Raw genomic sequence first — 18,633 nt, 5'->3', positions numbered from 1 at the left:
CGAAGATCGCCGACCTCCTCCAGCCGGAGCGGATCGGGGTCCACCTCTCGGAGGAGTTCCAGCTCCACCCCGAGCAGTCCACCGACGCCATCGTGATTCATCACCCCGAAGCGAAGTATTTCAACGCACGCTGAGGTGGACCGACGTACACTTGTCGGTCCCATACAGGCCGGTCACCTGTTCCCGGGGGGATGCCCCATGGGAGCGGGTGACCGGCCTTCTCGTCCCCTCTGAGAGGTGTGCCGCATGACCAGCACCGTTCCCGCGCCCGTCGCCCGTACGGCCGACGGACACGCCCTGCAGGCGGTGCTCCTCGACATGGACGGCACCCTCGTCGACACCGAGGGCTTCTGGTGGGAGATCGAGGCGGAGGTCTTCGCCGAGCTCGGCCACCGGCTGGAGGACTCCTGGCGGGACATCGTCGTCGGCGGCCCCATGAGCCGCAGCGCCGCCTTCCTCATCGCGTCCACCGGTGCCGACATCGGCCTCGCCGAGCTGAGCGTCCTGCTCAACGAGCGCTTCGAGGCCCGCATCGCCGACCAGGTGCCGCTCATGCCCGGGGCCGAGCGGCTGCTGGCCGAGCTGGCCCGGCACAACGTGCCCACCGCCCTGGTGTCGGCCTCCCACCGCCGGGTCATCGACCGGGTCCTGCTCGCCCTCGGCCGGGACCGCTTCACGATGACGGTCGCGGGCGACGAGGTGCCCCGTACCAAGCCGCACCCCGACCCGTACCTGCTCGCCGCCCGCACCCTCGGTGCCCACCCCGCGCGGTGCGCGGTCATCGAGGACACCGCCACCGGTGTGGCCGCCGCCGAGGCCGCCGGCTGCCGGGTCGTGGCCATCCCCTCGGTGGGTCTGATCCCGCCCGCCCCGGGGCGCACGATCGTCCGCTCCCTGGAGGAAGTGGACCTGCCCTTCCTGCGCTCCCTCATCGCCTCGATGAACTGAGCCCCGACGCACGACGGCACGCCCTGTAGATGCCCCATACACACTCCGTGCCGAACAGATCCCCGCCGGACCGAGGCCCGGCGGAAGGATCTTCCGCGAACTGCACCGGAGGCTGAAATTCCATCCCCTTCAGGGGAGTCGTCCCGGGTGACCTTCGTCACCCGTGAACCCCCCGACGGACCTGTCGGAGCGGCCGATCCGCTTCCCTTGTGTCCGGATTGATCAGCTCCTGACCGAATCTCCGGTGACCTCCGGATGGACAGCCGGTCCGCTCCCATCACCGTGCGATTACGCCCCAAGTCCGGCCAGTTCCAGCCATCCCGCCGCGGGCCACTAGTGTCGACGCGGGCACTGCGCCGCACCTCAGCCGTACCGGACACACACCCCTGTGCCGGGACCGCGTGGACCGATCGTCACCACACCGGCCCGATCGTTCCGCCCTGAACGGGCGACCGCCGCGAAGTGCCCTTTACCCCGCTTTGAGCAAGAGCCGGTCGAGGGAGTACTTCCAGCATGAACCGCAAGACCCTGGTGCTGACGGCTGCGGCCGGACTGCTCGCCCCCGCGCTGACCGCATGCGGCAGCGCGAGCGGCGGAGGAGCAGGATCCGGAGCGATCGTCGTCGGCACCACCGACCGGTTCGAGGCAGCCGACTACGCTCCCGCCCCCTTCGACCCGGCCTACGCGTACGACGCCGGCGCCTGGAACGTCCTGCGCCAGACCGTCCAGACGCTCATGCACACCCCGCGCGGCGGCGGCCAGCCCGTCCCCGAAGCAGCCTCCGACTGCCGCTTCACCGACGCCGGCAACGAAAGCTACCGCTGCACCCTGCGCCCCGGGCTGAAGTTCGCCAGCGGCGACCCGCTCACCGCGAAGGACGTCAAGTTCTCCATCGACCGCATCCGGACGATCAAGGACGAGAACGGCCCCTCCTCGCTGCTCTCCACCCTCGACACCGTCGAGGTCAAGGGAACCGACACCGTCGTCTTCCACCTGAAGACCCCGGACGCGACCTTCCCCTCCAAGCTCTCCACCCCCGCCGCCGGCATCGTCAGCGAGAAGAGCTACGACGCCCGGAAGCTCCGCGCGGGCTTCGCCGTGGACGGCTCCGGCCCGTACACCATGAAGGCCGAAGTCAAGGACAACCAGCTCGTCCGCGCCGTCTTCAGCAAGAACCCCCACTACAAGGGCGACCTGAAGCTCCAGAACGACAAGGTCGAACTGCGCACCTTCGCCGACTCCGCGGCCATGGGCAAGGCGCTGACCGACGGGTCCATCCACATGGTCTCCCGCACCCTGTCGCCCGCCCAGATCACCGAGCTCTCCGCCAAGCCGCCCAAGGGCGTCAAGCTCGTCCCGATGCCCGGCCTGGAGATCCGCTACCTCGGCTTCAACACCGACGCCCCCGTCGTCAAGGACAAGGCCGTACGCCAGGCCCTCGCCGCCGCCGTCGACCGCAACGCACTCATCGCCAAGGTCTACGGAAAGTCCGCGCAGCCGCTGTACTCCCTGGTCCCCACCTCCGTGAACGGCCACGTCAACTCCTTCTTCAACAAGTACGGCGAGGCGAACACCGCCAAGGCCGCCACCCTGCTGAAGGACGCCGGGATCAAGACCCCGGTCAAGCTGACCCTCCACTACACGACGGACCACTACGGCGACGGCACGGCCGCGGAATTCGAAGCGCTCAAGACCCAGCTGAACTCCACCCAGCTCTTCGACATCACCGTCCAGGGCAGCGAGTGGGCCGACTTCCGCCCCGCCCAGAAGAAGGGCGACCACGCCGCCTACGGGCTCGGCTGGTTCCCCGACTACCCGGACGCCGACAACTTCCTCGCCCCGTTCCTGGAGCAGGACAACTTCCTGGGCACGCCGTACGCCAACAACGCGGTGCGCACCAGGCTCATCCCCGAATCCCGGCGGGCGGTCGACCGCAACGTCGCCGTCCCCGCGATCACGGAAATGCAGGACATCGTCGCCGAGGACGTACCCGTCCTGCCCCTGTGGCAGGGCAAGCAGTACGTCGCCGCACGCGACGGAATCACCGGAGTGGAGTGGTCCGTCAACGCCATCTCCGACCTCCAGCTGTGGGAACTCGGCCGGGGTGTCAGCGGCTGAGACGGCAGTATCCGGCGGCGGGTGTCGCAGGCCGGCGCAACGATCGAGTGAGACTGTGAAGGACGTTCGCGTGATGAGACGTAACCAGTGGCTGGCGGCCCCGCTCGGCGCAGCCACCGCCGCCGCGCTGCTCAGCGGTTGCGGTTCGACCGATGGCTCCAGTGCCGGCAGCGGCAAGGGCGTGGTCATGGGGATATCCGACAAGGTGAAGGCCACCGACCCCGCGTCGGGCTACGACCCGGGTTCCTGGCTGCTGTTCAACAACGTCTTCCAGTCGCTGTTGAGCTTCCCCAAGGGCGGCACCACGCCCGAGCCCGACGCCGCGCAGTCCTGCGCCTTCGAGGGCGCCGACAGCAAGGTGTACAAGTGCACCCTGCGCGCCGGCCTGAAGTTCAGCAACGGCAACGCCCTCACCTCGAAGGACGTCAAGTACTCCTTCGAGCGCACGCTGAAGATCAACGACGACAACGGCCCCGCCGTCATGCTGTCCTCGATCGCCGGCATCGACGCCCCCGACGACAAGACCGTCGTCTTCCGCCTGAAGACCTCCGACGCGACCTTCCCCAGCAAGATCGCCTCGGGCGCCGGCTCCATCGTCGACCACACCGAGTACCCGGCGGACAAGCTCCGCACGGACGGCAAGGCCGTGGGCTCCGGCGTCTACAAGCTGGACTCCATCAGCGAGAAGAGCGCCAACTTCTCGGTGAACAGCTCCTACACCGGCCGCGCCAAGCCGAAGAACTCCGGCGTGACCATGAAGTTCTTCAACGAGGACCAGGCCGCCCTCAAGAAGGTCCTCGAAAGCGGCGACGTCGACTTCGCCTTCCGCGGACTCGCGGCCAAGGACATCGCCGGTCTCGCCGACAAGAGCGGCGACCAGAAGGTCGAGGTCGTCCAGGGCACCGGAGCCGAGGTCGAGCACCTCGTCTTCAACATGAACGACCCGGTCGCCGGCAAGCTCCCCATCCGCAAGGCCATCGCCTACCTCGTCGACCGGGAAGCCCTGGTCAAGGACGTGTACGACGGCACCGCGACCTCGCTCTACTCCATCGTCCCGGCCGGCATCGCCGGACACACCACGCCCTTCTTCGACCGCTACGGCGGCAGCCCGCAGCCCGAGAAGGCGAAGGCCGTCCTGCGCGCGGCCAACATCAAGGACAAGGTGAAGATCACCCTGTACTCGACGCCCACGCGCTACGGTCCGTCCACGGACCAGGAATTCCAGCTCATCGCCAAGCAGCTCAACGACAGCGGTCTCTTCGAAGCCGACGTCAAGTCCATCGAGTTCGAGCAGTACGAGAAGGACATCCAGGACGGCAAGTACGGCGTCTACGTGAAGGGCTGGGTGCCGGACTACCCCGACGCCGACAACTTCACCCAGCCGTTCTTCGGCCCGGACAACGTCCTGCGCAACAACTACGACAACAAGGAGATCACCGGGACCATCATCCCGTCGACCTCCGCGAAGTCGGACCGCTCCGCCGCGAACGCCGACTACGTCCGCCTCCAGGACATCGTGGCCGACGAGGTCCCGATCCTCCCGCTCTGGCAGGGCAAGCAGTACGCGGTCACCCGGCCGAACGTCACCGGGCTCCAGTGGTCCCTGGACGCCTCCACCGTGTTCCGCTTCTGGGAGATCAGCAAGGGCTGATCCCTCAGGGACCGACGTACCCAGGCAGCCCCGGCCGGACAACGGCCGGGGCTGCCGCATGCGAGCCATGGGCGCGGAGGCTCGCGCAGGGCGCGGGGTCCTACTGCGGGGCGCCCGGGCGCACCAGGCCGCTCTCGTACGCGTACACCGCCGCCTGCACCCGGTCGCGCAGCCTCAGCTTCGTCAGCACGTGGCCCACATGCGTCTTGACCGTGGTCTCGCTCACGAACAAATCCGCCGCGATCTCCGCGTTCGACAGGCCCCTGGCCACCAGCTTCAGCACCTCCACCTCACGCTCGGTCAGCGTCCCCAGGGTGTCCGGGACCCTGTCCTCGCCCGACGGCAGATGACCGGCGTACTTGTCCAGCAGCCGCCGCGTGATGCTCGGCGCCAGCATCGCCTCGCCCGCCGCCACCACCCGGATCGCCTGCACCAGCTCGGTGGCCGGCGCGTCCTTCAGCAGGAACCCGCTCGCCCCCGCCCGCAGCGCCTCCACCACGTACTCGTCGAGGTCGAAGGTGGTCAGCACCAGCACCTTCGCCGGACCGTCCCGGCCCGGGCCCGTGATCTGCCGGGTCGCCTCCACGCCGTCCATGCGCGGCATCCGGATGTCCATCAGCACCACGTCGGGCTGCAACGCCCGGACCTGGTCCAGCGCCTGCAGACCGTCCCCGGCCTCCCCGACCACCGCCAGTTCCTCCTCGGCCTCCAGGATCATCCTGAAGCCGGTGCGCAGCAGTGGCTGGTCGTCGACCAGCAGGACGCGGATCGCCACAGGGTCTCCCTCGTATTCGTCGGACGGCTTCGGCGGACGCCGCCCATTCTGCCCTGGCCCGACGATCAGCAGTCCGCCGGGCGTACGGGCCCGGCCTGCCCGGCCTCGCCGGGGGCAGCTTCCGCCTCCGCACGCGACACCACCACCAAGGGGTACGCCGGGGGAGTCCCCCCGAACTCCGGACACACCGCCCGATGATCACACCAGCCGCACAGCTTCGTCGGCCGCGGCCGCCACTCGCCCGTCTCCGTCGCCTCCCGGATCGCCTCCCACAGCGCCAGCAGCTTCCGCTCCACCCGCTCCAGATCCGCGATCACCGGGTCGTACGTCAGCACGTCCCCGCTGCCCAGGTACACCAGCTGCAGCCGCCGCGGCACGACCTGCTTCAGCCGCCACACCACCAGCGCGTAGAACTTCATCTGGAACAGCGCACCCTCGGCGTACTCCGGCCGCGGCGCCTTGCCCGTCTTGTAGTCGACGATCCGCACCTCGCCCGTGGGCGCCACGTCCACCCGGTCGATGATCCCGCGCAGCCGCAGCCCCGACTCCAGCTCCGTCTCCACGAAGAACTCCCGCTCCACCGGCTCCAGCCGCGTCGGGTCCTCCAGCGTGAACCAGCGCTCCACCAGCGCCTCGGCCTCGGTCAGCCAACGCGCCAGCCCCGCCCCCTCGTCACCCTCCGGGAACAGCTCGGTCAGCTCCGGCTTCGACTCCAGCAGCCGGTCCCACTGCCCCGGGATCAACGCCTTCGCCCGCGGCGCCGTCCGCTCCTGCGCCGGATGATCGAAGAGCCGCTCCAGCACCGCATGCACCAGCGTCCCCCGGGTAGCCGCGGCACTGGGCTTCTCCGGCAGCTTGTCGATCACCCGGAACCGGTACAGGAGCGGGCACTGCATGAAGTCGCTCGCCCGCGAAGGGGACAGCGAAGTGGGCCGCACAGCACTCGGCGCTGCATCGGCGTCGGCTGTGCCTGGCACAGCACCGGGGCTCGTCGTCATGCACAAAACCCTACGACCCGCGACCGACAGCGCACGCATACCATCGACGCCGGGCACCCTCGCACTGCATGATCGGTGCATCACACCGCGCTACGGCGCGGCTGGAACCACACTGGAACCAGACCCGCAGCACCCCCGACACCCACCCGGCGCGGACCCGAACCCCACCGGAGACCACCGGCGGCCCCGACCCGCCGGACACGCACCGAACGAAGGACAGCCGTGGCAGACACCGACGAAACCGGCGAGCGCGGAGGCCGGCGCTCCGGACCGGGCGGCGGACTCCTCATGGGCCGCCCCTTCGGCGTGCCCGTCTACGTCTCGCCCAGCTGGTTCCTGGTCGCCGCCCTCATCACCTGGGTCTTCGGCGACCAGCTCGACCGGGTCCTCCCCGACCTCGGACCCGTCCGCTACCTGGTCTCCCTCTTCTTCGCCGTGGCCTTCTACGCCTCCGTCCTGGTCCACGAACTCGCCCACACCGTCGCCGCCCTCCGCTTCAAGCTCCCCGTACGCCGCATCCAGCTCCAGTTCTTCGGCGGCGTCTCCGAGATCGAGAAGGAGTCCGAGACCCCCGGCCGCGAATTCGTCCTCGCCTTCGTCGGCCCCCTGCTCTCCCTCGTCCTCGCCGGAGTCTTCTACCTCGGCATGAAGACCGTCGACCCCGCCACCGTCCCCGGCGTCCTGCTCGCCGGCCTGATGATCTCCAACCTCCTCGTCGCGGCCTTCAACCTCCTCCCCGGCCTCCCCCTCGACGGCGGCCGCATGCTCCGCGCCGTCATCTGGGGCATCACCGGCAAGGCCATGACCGGCACCGTCGCCGCCGCCTGGATCGGCCGCGCCCTCGCCGTCGCCGTCCTCCTCGGCCTGCCCCTGCTCACCCACACCGGCGTCGTCGGCACCGGCGGGGACATCGGCCGGTCCGGCATGGACACCGTCATGGACGCCTTGCTCGCCGCGATCCTCGCCGCGATCATCTGGACCGGCGCCGGCAACAGCCTGCGCCTGGCCCGCCTGCGCGAACACCTCCCCGCACTGCGGGCCCGCACCCTCACCCGCCGCGCCATCCCCGTCGAGAACGCCACCCCCCTCTCCGAAGCCCTGCGCCGCGCCAACGAAGCCGGAGCCCGCGCGCTCGTCGTCGTCGACGGGAACGGCGACCCCACCGCCGTCGTCCGCGAGAGCGCCATCGCCTCCGTCCCCGAGCACCGTCGCCCCTGGGTCGCGGTCAGCACCCTCGCCCAGGACCTCACCGACGGCATGAAGGTTTCGGCAGAACTCACCGGCGAGGAACTCCTCGACCACCTGCGCACCCACCCCGCCACCGAGTACCTCGTCCTCGAACCCGGCGGCACCATCTACGGCGTCCTGTCCACGCTCGACGTCGAGAAGGCCTTCGTGAAGGCCATGGCGCGGCCCCAGTCCTGAAGCCAATACACTGGTCACATGTCCGAACCGACCGGTGCCGCCCGCCGACGCGGGCCCTTCGAGGTCGGGGACCAGGTTCAGCTCACCGACCCCAAGGGCCGCCACTACACGTTCACGCTCGAAGCCGGGAAGAATTTCCACACCCACAAGGGTTCCTTCCCGCACGACGAGCTGATCGGTGCCCCCGAGGGAAGTGTTGTCCGTACCACGGGGAACGTCGCCTACCTCGCGCTGCGTCCCCTGCTCCCCGACTATGTCCTGTCCATGCCCCGCGGCGCCGCCGTGGTCTACCCCAAGGACGCGGGCCAGATCCTGGCCTTCGCCGACATCTTCCCCGGCGCCCGCGTCGTGGAAGCAGGTGTGGGCTCCGGCTCCCTGAGCAGCTTCCTGCTGCGCGCCATCGGCGACCAGGGCATGCTCCACAGCTACGAGCGCCGCGCGGACTTCGCCGAGATCGCCACGGCCAACGTCGAGCGCTACTTCGGCGGCCCGCACCCCGCGTGGCAGCTGACCGTCGGCGACCTCCAGGACAACCTGTCCGACACCGACGTCGACCGCGTCATCCTCGACATGCTCGCCCCCTGGGAGTGCCTCGAGGCCGTCTCCAAGGCGCTCGTCCCCGGCGGCATCCTCTGCTGCTACGTGGCCACCACCACCCAGCTCGCGCGCACCGTCGAGTCCATCCGGGAGTTCGGCTGCTACGCCGAGCCGCAGCCCTGGGAATCGATGATCCGCAACTGGCACGTGGAGGGCCTGGCCGTCCGCCCGGACCACCGGATGATCGGCCACACCGGCTTCCTCGTCACCGCCCGCCGCCTCGCGGACGGCGTCGAGCCCCCGCTGCGCCGCCGCCGCCCCTCCAAGGGCGCGTACGGCGAGGACTACGACGGCCCCGGCAGCGACCGGTCGGCCTAGGCCCCACGGCGACCCAACGCGACGGCGCTGCGGCGCAGTTCCCCGAACCCTACGGGAACTGCGCCGCAGCGCCTTTTCGTTGTCACCGGCGCCGGGTCCGGCCCCGGCACCCGGCCGGTCCGGACCCGCCCGTTCCACCTCCGTGTGAGGTGTGGCACGATGCTGGCTCCCCGTCACCCTTCACACAGGAGACACCCCGCGTGCCGCACAGCACCGCCGAGCCCGCCCCGGCAGCAGCGGAGGACAGGACGCACCGCCGCTCCCGGCCCGTCCACTGGCTCGCCACGGCCGCCGCCCTGGCCGCCGTCATAGCCGCCGCCGGACTGGTCCAGCCGGCCACCGGCTCGCCCGCAGCGGAACCCGCCCCGGACGCCCGCGGGGCCGTCGCCGCAACGGCTCCCGAGGCGGCCCCCGACGCCGCCGGGCTCACCTACCCCCTGGACTGCAAGGGCGTCCCCCAGGCGGTCACCGCCACCGCGCAGGGCGACCTGGACGGTGACGGGCGCCCCGAGACCGTGGCCGCGGTCCGCTGCGACGCGGGCTCAGGGGCCCCTCCCCACGCCCTGTACGTCCTCACGCGGGACAAGGGGCCGGACGCCCGCCCCCGGATCGTCGCGACCCTGCTGGAGGCCTCCCGGAGGCAGACCGCGGTCGACCTCACCGTCCGCGACGGGATCGTCACCGCCGGCCTCCTCGGCTACTCGTCGCCCGACGTGCCCCGCTACAGCCCGGACGTGAAGCAGCTCGCCAAGTGGCGCTGGAGCGGCGGAAAATTCCGCCAGGAGCTGACGGACTCGGCCGCCAGGAGTGTTTGAAGCGTCACTCCGCGTCCGGGCCGAAGACTTCGACCCTGTCCGAAACGCGCCGCACGTGGATGCAGTCGCCGGGGCATTCCTTCGCCGAGTCGACCACGTCCTGGACGATCGTGAGCGGAACCGGAGTGGTCGCCCCCGCGTCCTGGAGCAGCTCGTCGTCCGCGCTCTTCACGTACGCCAGACCATCGATGTCCAGCTCGAACACCTCAGGCGCGTACTGCACGCAGATCCCGTCCCCGGTGCAGAGGTCCTGATCGATCCACACCTCGAGCGGCTCGCCGGCCTCGCCGACACCGCCCGCCGGAGCCTCCTGCTGCACGGTCATATCTCCTGCCGTTTCCTGCGCTGAGTGATCCATCCCGGCCACAACTCGCAGCAAGTCGCACGAGCCCTGACGGGTGTTGAACGCTTCGACCTTACAACCGGCCGCTTTCCGATGTTGATGGGTGGGTATTTCCTTGGCGTGAGGGAGTACGCAAGGGTGAAGATCGGACACACCTCTACCGTCTTTGTGATCTAGGGGTTTCAATCACCACCAGCCCAGGTAGGGTCAGGAAGCGTCCAGCTCCCCTTGGAGGAGGTGAGGACCGTGGCAGCCCACGACGACGACATCAACCGCGGCATCCGGCCCGGGCGAGGGTCTGAGGACCCCGCTGGCCAGGTTGCCTATCTCGAGCAGGAAATCGCCGTCCTGCGACGTAAGCTCGCCGACTCTCCGCGACACACGAGGATTCTCGAAGAGCGGATCGTCGAACTGCAGACAAATCTGGCCGGCGTCTCCGCTCAGAACGAACGACTGGCGAATACCCTCCGTGAGGCCCGGGACCAGATCGTGGCCCTCAAGGAAGAAGTCGACCGGCTCGCACAGCCGCCGGCCGGTTTCGGTGTCTTCCTGCAGTCGAACGAGGACGGCACCGTCGACATCTTCACCGGAGGCCGAAAACTCCGCGTGAACGTCAGCCCCAGCGTCGAGCCGGAAGACCTCCGGCGCGGCCAGGAGGTCATGCTCAACGAGGCCCTCAACGTGGTCGAGGCCATGGCATTCGAGCGGGCCGGGGACATCGTCACCCTCAAGGAGATCCTCGAGGACGGCGAGCGCGCCCTGGTGGTCGGGCACACCGACGAGGAAAGGGTGGTGAGGCTCGCCGAGCCGCTCCTGGACATCACCATCCGCCCCGGCGACGCCCTGCTGCTCGAACCCCGCTCCGGCTACGTCTACGAGGTCGTCCCCAAGAGCGAGGTCGAGGACCTCGTCCTCGAAGAGGTCCCGGACATCGACTACGACAAGATCGGCGGCCTGGGCGACCAGATCGAGCTGATCCGCGACGCGGTCGAGCTCCCGTACCTCTACCCGGACCTGTTCAAGGAACACGAACTGCGGCCCCCGAAGGGCATCCTGCTCTACGGTCCGCCCGGCTGCGGCAAGACGCTCATCGCCAAGGCCGTCGCCAACTCCCTTGCCAAGAAGGTCGCCGAGGTGACCGGACAGGCCCAGGGGAAGTCGTACTTCCTGAACATCAAGGGCCCCGAGCTCCTCAACAAGTACGTCGGTGAGACCGAGCGGCACATCCGCCTGGTCTTCCAGCGGGCCCGGGAGAAGGCGAGCGAGGGCACCCCCGTCATCGTCTTCTTCGACGAGATGGAATCCCTCTTCCGCACCCGCGGATCCGGTGTCAGCTCGGACGTGGAGAACACCATCGTCCCGCAGCTCCTCGCCGAGATCGACGGTGTGGAGGGCCTGGAGAACGTCATCGTCATCGGCGCCTCCAACCGCGAGGACATGATCGACCCGGCCATCCTGCGGCCCGGCCGCCTCGATGTGAAGATCAAGATCGAGCGTCCGGACGCCGAGGCCGCGAAGGACATCTTCGCGAAGTACCTCAAGGCCTCGCTGCCCCTGCACACGGACGACCTGTCCGAACACCAGGAATCGCGGCCCGGCACCGTCCACAGCATGATCCAGACCGTCGTCGAGCAGATGTACGCCGAAACCGAGGAGAACCGCTTCCTCGAGGTCACGTACGCCAACGGCGACAAGGAAGTCCTCTACTTCAAGGACTTCAACTCGGGCGCGATGATCCAGAACATCGTCGACCGTGCGAAGAAGATGGCCATCAAGGCCTTCCTCGAGCACAACCAGAAGGGCCTGCGCGTCTCCCACCTCCTCCAGGCTTGCGTGGACGAGTTCAAGGAGAACGAGGACCTGCCCAACACCACCAACCCCGACGACTGGGCCCGGATCTCCGGAAAGAAGGGCGAGCGGATCGTATTCATCCGCACGCTCGTCACCGGAAAGCAGGGCGCGGACACCGGACGCTCCATCGACACGGTGGCGAACACCGGTCAGTACCTCTGACGAAGCGGAGCGGCTGCGGATGCCCTCCGGGGCATCCGCAGCCGACTGCTTTACCGACTGCATTCCAGCCGGTGACAGCGCGAAGTCAATGACTGGAATGATCTCCCCACCAGCGCGTGGTGGTCCTAGGCTCTTCCGTACCGCCTCATCCGCAGTGCGGGGACGGACACCGCACAGCACACGCACCGGAGCACCAGCGGTACTTGAGCGCCGCTCCCGAACGGGGGCGCCGCCGGGCAAGGAGGGCCGCATGACCGTACGGCGAGTAATGGGAATCGAGACGGAGTACGGGATCTCCGTCCCGGGGCACCCGAACGCCAATGCCATGCTCACCTCGTCCCAGATCGTCAACGCCTACGCGGCGGCGATGCACCGGGCGCGACGCGCCCGCTGGGACTTCGAGGAGGAGAATCCGCTGCGGGACGCCCGCGGCTTCGACCTCGCCCGCGAGGCCGCCGACAGCAGCCAGCTCACCGACGAGGACATCGGCCTCGCCAATGTGATCCTCACCAACGGCGCGAGGCTCTACGTCGACCACGCGCACCCCGAGTACAGCTCCCCGGAGATCACCAACCCGCTGGACGCCGTGCTGTGGGACAAGGCCGGCGAGCGGATCATGGCCGAAGCGGCCGTACGGGCGGCCCAGCTGCCCGGGGCCCAGCCGATCCACCTCTACAAGAACAACACCGACAACAAGGGCGCCTCCTACGGCACGCACGAGAACTACCTGATGAAGCGGGAGACCCCCTTCTCGGACATCGTGCGCCACCTGACCCCCTTCTTCGTCTCCCGCCAGGTCGTCACCGGTGCCGGACGCGTGGGGATCGGCCAGGACGGCCGCGAGCACGGCTTCCAGATCAGTCAGCGCGCGGACTACTTCGAGGTCGAGGTGGGCCTGGAGACCACCCTCAAGCGGCCCATCATCAACACCCGCGACGAACCCCACTCCGACGCCGAGAAGTACCGCCGGCTGCACGTGATCATCGGCGACGCGAACCTGTCCGAGATCTCCACGTACCTCAAGCTCGGCACCACCGCCCTGGTCCTGTCCATGATCGAGGACGGGTTCATCAGCGTCGACCTGGCCGTCGACCAGCCCGTGCGGACCCTGCACCAGGTCTCGCACGACCCGGACCTCCAGCACCTCATCACGCTGCGCAGCGGCCGGACCCTGACCGCCGTGCAACTCCAGATGGAGTACTTCGAGCTGGCCAGGAAGTACGTCGACGAGCGGTTCGGGTCCGACGCGGACGACCAGACCAAGGACGTCCTCGCCCGCTGGGAGGACGTGCTGGGCCGGCTGGAGACCGATCCGATGAGCCTGTCCGGCGAGCTGGACTGGATCGCCAAACGGGAGATCCTCGAGGGCTACCGCAGGCGCGACGGACTCGACTGGGACGCGGCGCGGCTGCACCTGGTGGACCTCCAGTACGCGGACGTACGCCCCGAGAAGGGCCTGTACAACCGTCTGGCGGCCCGCGGGAAGATGCAGCGGCTGGTGGGCGAGCAGGACGTGGAGCGGGCGCAGAGCAAGCCTCCGGAGGACACCCGGGCCTATTTCCGCGGCCGCTGCCTGGAGCAGTACGCGGACGACGTGGCGGCGGCCTCCTGGGACTCGGTGATCTTCGACCTCCCGGGCCACGACTCGCTCCAGCGGGTCCCCACCCTGGAGCCGCTCCGGGGCACCCGGGCGCACGTCAAGGAACTCCTGGACCGGTGCCGCACGGCGGAGGACCTGGTACGGCTGCTTTCGGGCCGCTGATCGGGGCTGAAAGGCCCCCGGCACGGGAATCATGGAGAAAGCCGGACTTACGAAAGTGCGGGGACGGATGCCGGACCCTCCTTGTAGGGTCCGGCGTAGGGTCTGATCTTGAGGGATCCCGGTCCGGGGTCTCTCTGTGTGAGCGTGCGAACCGAGCGGGGTGAGGTAGACATGGCGACCAAGGACACCGGCGGCGGACAGCAGAAGGCGACGCGCTCGACCGAGGAGGTCGAGGAGGCGGCGGTCGAGGAATCGACCGACCTCAAGGAGCGCCAGGAGAAGCTCTCCGACGACGTCGACTCCGTACTTGACGAGATCGACGACGTACTCGAAGAGAACGCTGAGGATTTCGTACGGTCCTTCGTGCAAAAGGGTGGTCAGTAGGCCTCTCTGCCTTCGAATCGAAGGTAGCCGTCGGGTGGGGGCCGTGCCGGGAAGCAGGCGCCGGTCCGGCCGGCTCCGCCGGGCGCGCGGGCCGGAGTCCCGCCGCCCGTTGCGGGCCGGCCCGCACCGCCGGGCAGGTGGATCGCGATCATCGGACGGGTAGGGTCCGGGGCGTACGTGCTCCGGCTGCGACGCAGCCCCGGGGCAGTTCAAGGATCGGCCGGACGTCATACGGCGTGCAGCCGCTTACGTGGAAGGAAACCTGTGGAACCCAACACTCGTAGCACAGGGCGTCTACCGGCAGCCTTCCTGACGCCGGGGTCGTCGTCCTTCATGGACTTCCTGGGCGCGCACTCGCCCGAGATGCTGCCGGGCAACCGCAAGCTGCCCGAGGGCGTCGTCGAGGCGCCGCACGGGACGACCATCGTGGCCGCCACCTTCCCCGGCGGGGTCGTGCTCGCCGGTGACCGGCGGGCGACCATGGGGAACATGATCGCGCAGCGGGACATCGAGAAGGTGTTCCCGGCCGACGAGTACTCCGCGGTGGGCATCGCCGGTACGGCCGGTCTGGCCGTGGAGATGGTCAAGCTGTTCCAGCTGGAGCTGGAGCACTTCGAGAAGGTGGAGGGGACGACCCTCTCCCTGGAGGGCAAGGCGAACCGGCTCTCCACCATGATCCGGAGCAATCTGGGCATGGCCATGCAGGGCCTGGCCGTGGTCCCGCTCTTCGCGGGGTACGACGAGGCCAAGGAGAAGGGCCGGATCTTCTCCTACGACGTGACGGGCGGCCGCTCCGAGGAGCACGGCTACGCCGCCACCGGTTCGGGTTCGATCTTCGCCCGGGGCTCCATGAAGAAGCTCTTCCGCCCGGATCTGACGGAGGAGCAGGCCACCACCCTGGTCGTCCAGGCGCTGTACGACGCGGCCGACGACGACTCGGCGACCGGTGGGCCGGACCTGTACCGCCACATCTACCCGATCGTCACCGTCATCACCGACGAGGGCTTCCGCAGGCTGACCGACGACGAGTCGCAGGAGCTCGCCCGTACGGTCACCAACCGTCGTCTCGAGCAGCCCGACGGCCCGCGCGCCGCCCTGCTCTGACCATCCGTCGCCCCTCCCCCAGGCTCCGTCCGGGGGGACCCCCCTCCGCCCAGAAGAAAGGGACGGACAGCCGGTGTCGACTCCGTTCTATGTGTCACCCCAGCAGGCCATGGCCGACCGGGCGGAATACGCCCGCAAGGGCATCGCCCGCGGTCGCAGCCTTGTCGTGCTGCAGTACGCCGACGGCATCGTGTTCGTCGGCGAGAACCCCTCCCGTGCGCTGCACAAGTTCAGCGAGATCTACGACCGGATCGGCTTCGCGGCCGCGGGCAAGTACAACGAGTACGAGAACCTGCGGATCGGCGGTGTGCGCTACGCGGACCTGCGCGGCTACACCTACGACCGCGACGACGTGACGGCCCGTGGGCTGGCGAACGTCTACGCGCAGACGCTGGGCACCATCTTCTCCTCGGCGGGTGAGAAGCCGTACGAGGTGGAGCTGGTGGTGGCCGAGGTCGGTGCGACCGCGGCCGGGGACCAGATCTACCGGCTGCCCCACGACGGTTCGATCGTGGACGAGCACGGCTCGGTCGCGGTCGGCGGGAACGCCGAGCAGATCAGCACCTTCCTCGACCAGCGCCACCAGGACGGGATGACCCTGTCCGAGGCGCTGAAGCTGGCGGTGCAGGCCCTGTCCAGCCAGGCCAACGGTGCGGACAAGGCCATTCCGGCGGAGCGGCTGGAGGTGGCGGTGCTGGACCGGACGCGGGCGCAGCAGCGCAAGTTCAAGCGGATCCGCGGCCGGCAGCTGTCGCGGCTGCTGGAGGCGGAGGTGACGGCGGCGGTGCAGGCCGACGCCGTGTCGAACGACGAGGCGCCCGACGAGGACGCCGAGTAGCCCGTGCGCACCATGCCCCGGTCCGCCCTCACGGGCGGGCCGGGGCATCGTGCGTTCTCAGGCGGGGGCGGGGCCGGAGGATCCGCGGGGGACGAGTTCGACGGGGAGGTCCGGGGCGGTCCAGGGGGCGCCGTCGAGGACGGTGAGGAGGGCGTTCATGCCCTGCTCGCCGACGCGTTCCGCGGGGAGCCGGACGGTGGTCAGTTCGGGTTCGACGGCGATGGCCAGGGCCAGGTCGTCGAAGCCGGTGACGGAGAGGTCCTCCGGGACGCGCAGTCCGAGGCGGCGGGCGGCCTTGCAGGCGCCGGCGGCCAGGATGTCGTCGTCGCAGACGATGGCGGTGGGCCGGTCCGGGGAGGCGGCCAGGGCGGCCTCCGCGGCCGAACGGGCGGCGTCGACGGTGAGGGGGGCCCGTACGGTGCGCAGCGCGGCGTGGGGCTCCAGGAGGGCGGCCAGGGCCTCGGCGCGGACCGCGAAGGTCCAGGAGTCGACGGCGGAGGCGAGGTGCAGGAAGCGCCGGTGGCCGAGGGCCAGGAGGTGTTCGGTGACCTGGCGCATGCCGTCGGCCATGGCGAGGTTGACGTGGGCGGCGGCGGTCCCGGCGGCGGGGTCGCTGTCGAGCATGACGAGGGGGACCCCGCCGTCGGCTCCGCCGCCGAGGGCGTCGAGGGCGTGGGCGGCCATGGAGGAGGCGATGACTCCGTCGAGGGCGGCGCGGGCGGAGGCGAAGGGGTCGCGGGCGGGGCCGGTGCCGTCGGGGGACGGGTAGAGGACCACGCCGAAGCCGTGCTCGGCGGCGATGCGGGCGGCGCCGGTGTAGACGCGGGCGAAGAACTCGTTGGTCAGGGCGGGGACGACGAGGAGGGCGGTGCGGGTGGAGCCCAGGCGGAGGTTGCGGGCGGCGAGGTTGGGGCGGTAGCCGAGGGCGGTGGCGCTCTCGCGGACGAGGGCTGCGGTGCGTTCGGAGACGCGGCCGCGCCATTTGCCGCCGAGGACGAGGGAGACGGTGGCCTGGGAGACTCCGGCGGCGCCGGCGACGTCGCGGCTGGTGGGTCTCGTCACAGGGGTGCTCCTGGAGTGCTGGTTCTGGGGGGTTGCGGGTGCCGCCCGGGCCCCTGGGGGTGTCTGGCGTGTGGACGGGCGGAGTGCAGCCATGGTACGTATGACCCCGTCAAGTTATACGTATTACCCCGGCTGGATCCGGGCAGGAGGGGGCCGATATGGCCGCGGGATACGCGGAGCTGCTCCGGACCCGGCACGCCGCGAGGCTGCTGGTGGGCACGCTCATAGGCCGGCTCCCCAACGGGACCGCGCCGATCGCGATCGTGCTGTTCACCCGGGCCGAGGGCGGCAGCTACAGCCTCGCCGGGGCACTGGCCGCCGTGTACGGGCTGGCGAACGCGGTGGGGCAGCCGCTGCTGGGCCGGGCGGTGGACCTGTACGGGCAGCCCCGGGTCCAGCTGCCGGCGGCGGTGGTGTCCGCGCTCGGCATGGTGTGGCTGGCGCTCGTGGGTACCGGCTCGGTGGCCGCAGCGTACGGGGCGGTCGTGGTGGCGGGGCTGTTCACGCCGCCGCTGGAGGGCGGGCTGCGGGCCCTGTGGCCGAGCGTGCTGGGCGGGCGCGAGGAGAAGGTGCACGCGGCGTACGCGATGGACGCGGTGGCCCAGGAGGTCATGTTCACGGTCGGTCCGCTGCTGGTGACGCTCTTCGTCTCGCTGTGGGACCCGGCCGCGGCCCTGCTGGTGATCAATGCCATCGGTGTGCTCGGGGCGCTCTCCGTGGTGGTCTGCGAGCCCTCGCGCACGTGGCGGTCGGCCCCGCGGGAGGCGCACTGGCTGGGCGCGCTGCGGTCCCGGGGGCTGCTGGCACTGCTCGGTGCGTTCTTCTTCGTGGGGGCGGCGCTGGGGTCCATCACGGTGGCGGGCGTGGCGTACGCGGACGACCACGGCCGGCAGGCGGTGTACGGGTGGCTGATGGCGGCCCTGGGGCTCGGTGCGCTGATCGGCGGAGTGGTCTACGGCGCCCGGCAGTGGGCCGGTGCGCCCGAGCGGCGGCTGCGGACGCTGGTCGCCCTCCTGGCGCTGTGCTACCTGCCGCTGATGCTGACGCCGGGTCCCGTGGCGATGACGGCGCTGAGCGCGCTCGCGGGCGTGTTCCTGGCTCCGGCGATCGCCTGTGCGTTCATCGTCGTGGACCGGCACGCCCCGGCGGGCACGGTGACCGAGGCGTTCTCGTGGCTGGTCACGTTCTTCGGGGTGGGCGCGGCGATCGGCACCGCGGTGGCGGGCCCGGCCGTGGAGCTGGGCGGTACGGCGGCGAGCTTCGGGGTGGCCTCGGTGGCCGGTGCCGCGGCGCTGCTCGTGCTGACGCTCACTCAGCGGGTGCTGGCGGCCCCGGGGCGCGGCCGGGACGTGGCGGGTTCGGCCGGGAAGCCGCCGCAGGATTCGGCCGGGGCGGTGCCGGAGGTCCGTTCGGCGGGCTGACAGGGGGCCGTCCGCGGCCGATTGCGCGGCCTCCGGCGGGCTCTGTTCGGGGAACTGATCG

General features: G+C 70.0%; 17 protein-coding genes. 13 read left to right on the top strand and 4 right to left on the bottom strand.

Annotated elements, in window-relative coordinates; translation table 11 throughout:
* The 4 genes from ACFWUZ_RS33140 to ACFWUZ_RS33125 form a co-directional block, all read left to right on the top strand.
* Window positions 1-134: vitamin B12 dependent-methionine synthase activation domain-containing protein (locus ACFWUZ_RS33140; RefSeq protein WP_384381320.1), on the top strand; the 134-nt coding region annotated here is incomplete at its 5' end.
* A 112-nt stretch (window positions 135-246) separates the two neighbouring features.
* Window positions 247-948 (top strand): HAD family hydrolase, encoded by a 702-nt coding sequence (locus ACFWUZ_RS33135; RefSeq protein WP_384381311.1) that lies wholly within the window; start codon window positions 247-249, stop codon window positions 946-948.
* A 513-nt stretch (window positions 949-1,461) separates the two neighbouring features.
* The gene (locus ACFWUZ_RS33130) at window positions 1,462-3,066 is read left to right on the top strand and encodes an ABC transporter substrate-binding protein (protein ID WP_384381309.1); all 1,605 of its coding nucleotides are present in this window, start codon (window positions 1,462-1,464) and stop codon (window positions 3,064-3,066) included.
* A 73-nt stretch (window positions 3,067-3,139) separates the two neighbouring features.
* Window positions 3,140-4,717 (top strand): ABC transporter substrate-binding protein, encoded by a 1,578-nt coding sequence (locus ACFWUZ_RS33125; RefSeq protein ID WP_384381307.1) that lies wholly within the window; start codon window positions 3,140-3,142, stop codon window positions 4,715-4,717.
* Between the two features lie 100 nt (window positions 4,718-4,817).
* Here the strand turns inward: ACFWUZ_RS33125 and ACFWUZ_RS33120 are convergent, their stop codons facing one another.
* Both ACFWUZ_RS33120 and ACFWUZ_RS33115 read right to left on the bottom strand, forming a co-directional pair.
* Complete coding sequence (locus tag ACFWUZ_RS33120) at window positions 4,818-5,492, bottom strand: response regulator (RefSeq protein ID WP_384381305.1); 675 nt, start codon at window positions 5,490-5,492, stop codon at window positions 4,818-4,820.
* A 65-nt stretch (window positions 5,493-5,557) separates the two neighbouring features.
* Entirely contained in the window at window positions 5,558-6,490 is a 933-nt protein-coding gene (locus ACFWUZ_RS33115; RefSeq protein WP_384381303.1) for a RecB family exonuclease, read from the bottom strand.
* A gap of 288 nt (window positions 6,491-6,778) precedes the next feature.
* Here ACFWUZ_RS33115 and ACFWUZ_RS33110 point away from each other — a divergent pair, with 288 nt between their 5' ends.
* The 3 genes from ACFWUZ_RS33110 (at window position 6,779) to ACFWUZ_RS33100 (ending at window position 9,645) form a co-directional block, all read left to right on the top strand.
* Window positions 6,779-7,915, top strand: a complete 1,137-nt coding sequence (locus ACFWUZ_RS33110) for a site-2 protease family protein (protein WP_384381318.1) — start codon at window positions 6,779-6,781, stop codon at window positions 7,913-7,915.
* Between the two features lie 18 nt (window positions 7,916-7,933).
* Window positions 7,934-8,830: a tRNA (adenine-N1)-methyltransferase gene (locus tag ACFWUZ_RS33105; RefSeq protein WP_150520350.1), complete on the top strand. Its 897-nt coding sequence runs from the start codon at window positions 7,934-7,936 to the stop codon at window positions 8,828-8,830.
* Window positions 8,831-9,030: 200 nt separating this feature from the next.
* Entirely contained in the window at window positions 9,031-9,645 is a 615-nt protein-coding gene (locus tag ACFWUZ_RS33100; RefSeq protein ID WP_384381301.1) for a hypothetical protein, read from the top strand.
* Between the two features lie 4 nt (window positions 9,646-9,649).
* Here the strand turns inward: ACFWUZ_RS33100 and ACFWUZ_RS33095 are convergent, their stop codons facing one another.
* On the bottom strand, window positions 9,650-9,970 hold the full coding sequence (locus ACFWUZ_RS33095) for a ferredoxin (RefSeq protein ID WP_384381299.1): 321 nt from the start codon (window positions 9,968-9,970) through the stop codon (window positions 9,650-9,652).
* A gap of 264 nt (window positions 9,971-10,234) precedes the next feature.
* Between ACFWUZ_RS33095 and arc the strand changes: the two genes are divergently transcribed.
* The 5 genes from arc to prcA all read left to right on the top strand — a co-directional run bounded on the left by arc (window position 10,235) and on the right by prcA (window position 16,089).
* The gene (gene arc, locus ACFWUZ_RS33090) at window positions 10,235-12,001 is read left to right on the top strand and encodes a proteasome ATPase (RefSeq protein ID WP_384381297.1); all 1,767 of its coding nucleotides are present in this window, start codon (window positions 10,235-10,237) and stop codon (window positions 11,999-12,001) included.
* A 250-nt stretch (window positions 12,002-12,251) separates the two neighbouring features.
* Window positions 12,252-13,763: a depupylase/deamidase Dop gene (dop, locus tag ACFWUZ_RS33085; protein WP_384381295.1), complete on the top strand. Its 1,512-nt coding sequence runs from the start codon at window positions 12,252-12,254 to the stop codon at window positions 13,761-13,763.
* A 171-nt stretch (window positions 13,764-13,934) separates the two neighbouring features.
* Entirely contained in the window at window positions 13,935-14,147 is a 213-nt protein-coding gene (locus tag ACFWUZ_RS33080; protein ID WP_030016348.1) for a ubiquitin-like protein Pup, read from the top strand.
* A gap of 264 nt (window positions 14,148-14,411) precedes the next feature.
* The gene (gene prcB / locus ACFWUZ_RS33075; RefSeq protein WP_030233611.1) at window positions 14,412-15,251 is read left to right on the top strand and encodes a proteasome subunit beta; all 840 of its coding nucleotides are present in this window, start codon (window positions 14,412-14,414) and stop codon (window positions 15,249-15,251) included.
* 73 nt (window positions 15,252-15,324) lie between these two features.
* The gene (prcA, locus tag ACFWUZ_RS33070; RefSeq protein ID WP_384381293.1) at window positions 15,325-16,089 is read left to right on the top strand and encodes a proteasome subunit alpha; all 765 of its coding nucleotides are present in this window, start codon (window positions 15,325-15,327) and stop codon (window positions 16,087-16,089) included.
* Window positions 16,090-16,146: 57 nt separating this feature from the next.
* Here the strand turns inward: prcA and ACFWUZ_RS33065 are convergent, their stop codons facing one another.
* Window positions 16,147-17,151 (bottom strand): LacI family DNA-binding transcriptional regulator, encoded by a 1,005-nt coding sequence (locus ACFWUZ_RS33065; RefSeq protein WP_384381291.1) that lies wholly within the window; start codon window positions 17,149-17,151, stop codon window positions 16,147-16,149.
* Between the two features lie 158 nt (window positions 17,152-17,309).
* Between ACFWUZ_RS33065 and ACFWUZ_RS33060 the strand changes: the two genes are divergently transcribed.
* Window positions 17,310-18,572, top strand: a complete 1,263-nt coding sequence (locus tag ACFWUZ_RS33060; RefSeq protein WP_384381290.1) for an MFS transporter — start codon at window positions 17,310-17,312, stop codon at window positions 18,570-18,572.
* Window positions 18,573-18,633: the final 61 nt, after the last annotated feature.

The organism is Streptomyces sp. NPDC058646 (genome assembly GCF_042716875.1).
In the GTDB taxonomy this organism is placed as follows: domain Bacteria; phylum Actinomycetota; class Actinomycetes; order Streptomycetales; family Streptomycetaceae; genus Streptomyces.
Note: the sequence above shows the minus strand (reverse complement) of the source record. Positions and strands in the feature narration are given on the sequence as shown.